Origin of the sequence: Bradyrhizobium sp. (genome assembly GCF_019244115.1) — a bacterium.
GTDB lineage: Bacteria > Pseudomonadota > Alphaproteobacteria > Rhizobiales > Xanthobacteraceae > Bradyrhizobium.
Genome location: NZ_JAFATE010000467.1, coordinates 1 through 3,314, shown reverse-complemented (window position 1 = coordinate 3,314; position 3,314 = coordinate 1). Strand labels below are relative to the sequence as shown.

Annotated in this window: 3 protein-coding genes; 2 read left to right on the top strand and 1 reads right to left on the bottom strand. The window is 61.9% G+C overall.

The features are described from left to right. The first annotated feature begins 352 nt into the window (after nucleotides 1-352). Nucleotides 353-874, top strand: a complete 522-nt coding sequence (locus JOZ76_RS20575; protein WP_291701281.1) for a hypothetical protein — start codon at nucleotides 353-355, stop codon at nucleotides 872-874. Nucleotides 875-1,059: 185 nt separating this feature from the next. On the opposite strand, the gene JOZ76_RS20570 is transcribed toward JOZ76_RS20575, so the two are convergent. Further along, on the bottom strand, nucleotides 1,060-1,842 hold the full coding sequence (locus tag JOZ76_RS20570; RefSeq protein WP_291701279.1) for a protein phosphatase CheZ: 783 nt from the start codon (nucleotides 1,840-1,842) through the stop codon (nucleotides 1,060-1,062). A 392-nt stretch (nucleotides 1,843-2,234) separates the two neighbouring features. Here JOZ76_RS20570 and JOZ76_RS20565 point away from each other — a divergent pair, with 392 nt between their 5' ends. Then, entirely contained in the window at nucleotides 2,235-2,996 is a 762-nt protein-coding gene (locus tag JOZ76_RS20565; protein WP_291701277.1) for a L,D-transpeptidase, read from the top strand. The last annotated feature ends 318 nt before the right edge of the window (nucleotides 2,997-3,314 follow it).

The following is a 3,314-nucleotide window of genomic DNA, read 5'->3' as shown; positions in this document are numbered from 1 at the left end:
GCCATGACGGTTCCCTTTTGCAGGCTTTACGTATTCAGACAGGGTTCAGTGTCGAAGGCCGATCAGGGAGCGGTGGAAATTGACGGTTTGGGCCGCCATCGACAGGATCCGCCCCTTTGGCAATCGAGCCTTCGGAGTGCTAATCTGTGTGCTGGGAATATGGCCTGCCGCCGATCCTGTCAAGCAAAGGGGTTAAGCCCGTCTTGAGATCGATGTAAGATGCTGCCCAGGAAATCAACGAAGAAACCAAATCGGCGCGCTGGCGTAATTCATTCGACGTCATTGCTCCGCAAGCGGTTTTGCGCTTGGCTGCGTGACGCGTAGCGGCCAGGATCTTGCTCGGGGGATGACTATGCTGAGTTCTCGTTCTGCGCGAACGGTCGCCAATCTTACGATCGCCTCGGCGCTGACGCTCTGTCTCGGAGCCTGCGGTGGCGGCGGCTTCAGCCTGCCGTCGCTGTCGTCCAACGCGACCGCTCCGTCCGAGCCCGGCATGGCGCCGGAAATTCCAGCGACGATTCGTTCCGACGAGCTCGTCGGCAAATGGGGACTTGCATCCTACCAGAATCCGGCCGATCGCGCGCGCACCGAGAAGATGGCCGTGGCGCAATGCAAGCAGCCTTACACGATCGGCGCCGGCCAGTCCGGCGGCGTGGTCATGCATCTCGCAGATCAGGCGACCCCGGAGGAATTGCGGCTCAAGGGCAGCCAGGGCGGCAAGAACTTCATCGGGCCGGCGGGACCGGCCGGCGGCGAGCAGGATCGCGAGGTGATCTCCTTCGACGGGCGGGTGCTGATCACGCGCTTCGTCGACAAGGACGCCGCCACGCGCTACGGCAACATGGTCTATGTGCGCTGCGGCGCGCGGGCGTAAGCAGGGATCGTCATTCCGGGGCGCTCGCAAAGCGAGCGAACCCGCGATCCCAAAGTTCGGCGCGAGAGTCTCAGGTGCGCAATTGCGCACCATAGTTTGCACTTCGCGCGCCCCGGAATGACAGAAGGAAGAAAACGCCGGCTTTCGGCCGGCGTTTCCTTGATTCTGTCGGATCGCAAATTCGCTTAATCGAACAGCGCGTCGATGTCGTCCTGCGAGGCATGGCCGACATCGCCGTCCATCTTCGGGCCGTTCAGCAGCTTGGCATCGCCCTCGCGGGTGTCGACGATCGGCGGCGCATGCGCCTTGATCGCGTCGACGCCGCCCCAGATGTCCATCATCACGTTGATGTGGTGCTCGATGAATTTCATCGTGGTCATGACCTTGCTGATGCGCTGCCCGGTCAGGTCCTGGAAGTTGCAGGCCTCGAAGATCGAGATCACGCGCTCCTGGATTTCCTCGCTCAAAATCTTTTGCTGATCGAGTGAGTTGACCTTGGCGAGCGCGCTGGCGGCCTGGTCGATCGATTCGGCGGCTTCCAGGATCTGCTGCGTCGCCTGTTCGGTGCCGCCGACGACGGCGCCGAGCTCGCCATTGACCTTGGCCATCTCCTGGCCATCAAAGCTCTTGGCGTGGAGGACGGCGATCTCGCCTTTGGTGCGGGCGATCGCCTCGTGGATCAAGTCGAGTTCGACCTTGAGCTTTTCACATTGTTCGATCTGGGCCCGATAGGTCTCGAGCAAGGCGCGCGCTTCGGCGACCTCGCGCGCCGCCTGGTCCTCGATCGCCGCCGTCGCCGCACTGCCGATGCTGTGACGTCCATGCGCCATCTGGGCGCGGATGGCGCGCAGCTCATCCATGATCTCGCGATGCATGGGACCTGCGTCCACGCTGTCGATGGCTTCGAACATCGGCATTTCTCCGGAAATGGCTTCTTCGATACGAAAACGCTTGCGACGAACAGACATGAGAGTGTCCCTGACCCCTTGACGCCTCCAGTTCTAAACAGATGGCGTTTAACACAGGGTTCACGCGGGAACTGGCCGCGGGGTGCTGCTGCTGCGGCTGGCCTTGCTGCAGCAGCCGAACTCCGTGAAATACACGTTGGCGAGATGTCTCGGGACAGGCAGAACGCGCATTTGATGTGGTTTCAAAACCGGGGATTAACCATGGCGGCACGCCGTCAATCGAAAATAAACGCTGTCCGGCAAATCCACCCCGCCGGCGCGACATGGTGAATCGAAACGCCTGATCCGTTTACCAAACCGATGCGGTTTTACCGTCTATTGACCTAAGCGGGAGTGCTTATCACGGCGCTCTCCACGAACAGCTCGAAGACGAAACAGTACAGAGTACGTCGATGTTCAAAACCTCTCTCGCGCTCCTTGGCGGCGCCACGCTTGTTTGTGTCATGTCGGATCAGGCTGTTGCGATCGACGCGGCATCGCCGCGCGAGCCCGCGGTGATCTATGCAGCTCAGCCGGTGCGGACGGCCTCGGCCGAACGCGCCAACATGGGCGGCGGCTTCATCGAGTTCCTGTTCGGCGACGGCCAGGGCCCGCGATATCAGCAGCCGCCTGTCTACCAGCAGCAGCCGTCCTACGAACCGCGCGGTCCCTACTTGCCACAGCAACAGGCCCTGCCGCCGGAGGCCAGCAATCCGACGCAGCGGCCGCTCGATCCGATGTACGAAAAACAGGTCGTGGACTATCACGGCAAGGAAGGTCCCGGCACGATCGTGATCGATACGCCGAACAAGTTCCTCTATCTCGTGGAGGGCGACGGCAAGGCGCTACGCTATGGCATCGGTGTCGGACGTCCCGGCTTCACCTGGTCCGGCGTCAAGACGATTTCGGCCAAGCGCGAATGGCCCGATTGGACTCCGCCGGCAGAGATGCTGGCGCGCCGCCCGGACCTGCCGCGTCACATGGAAGGCGGTCCTGAAAATCCGCTCGGCGCGCGCGCGATGTATCTGGGATCATCGCTCTACCGCATCCACGGCTCGAACGAGCCCTGGACCATCGGCACCAACGTGTCGTCGGGTTGCATCCGCATGCGCAACCAGGACGTGATTGACCTCTACGGCCGCGTCAATGTCGGCACGCGCGTGATCGTGCTGTGATCGGTGCTGTTCGAGTTTGATGGGACCAGTTGCCGCATCGGCAGTCGGCTCCTCTCCCCGCTTGCGGGGAGAGGGTTGGGGTGAGGGGGAGTCTCCAAGAGCAGAGTTCTCGGAGAGTCCCCCTCACCCGGATCGCATCAAACGATGCGATCCGACCTCTCCCCGCAAGCGGCTGTCATGTGCACACATCTGCATTGCAGGCGATGAACATGGCTGATTCCTTGAGGCGGATTGATTCGGGAGAGGCCAGTGACGATTACTTGCGAGGTGGTGGGACTGGGGCGGTTTGGCGACCGCCGCCTGCAAAAAGGGGGGCCT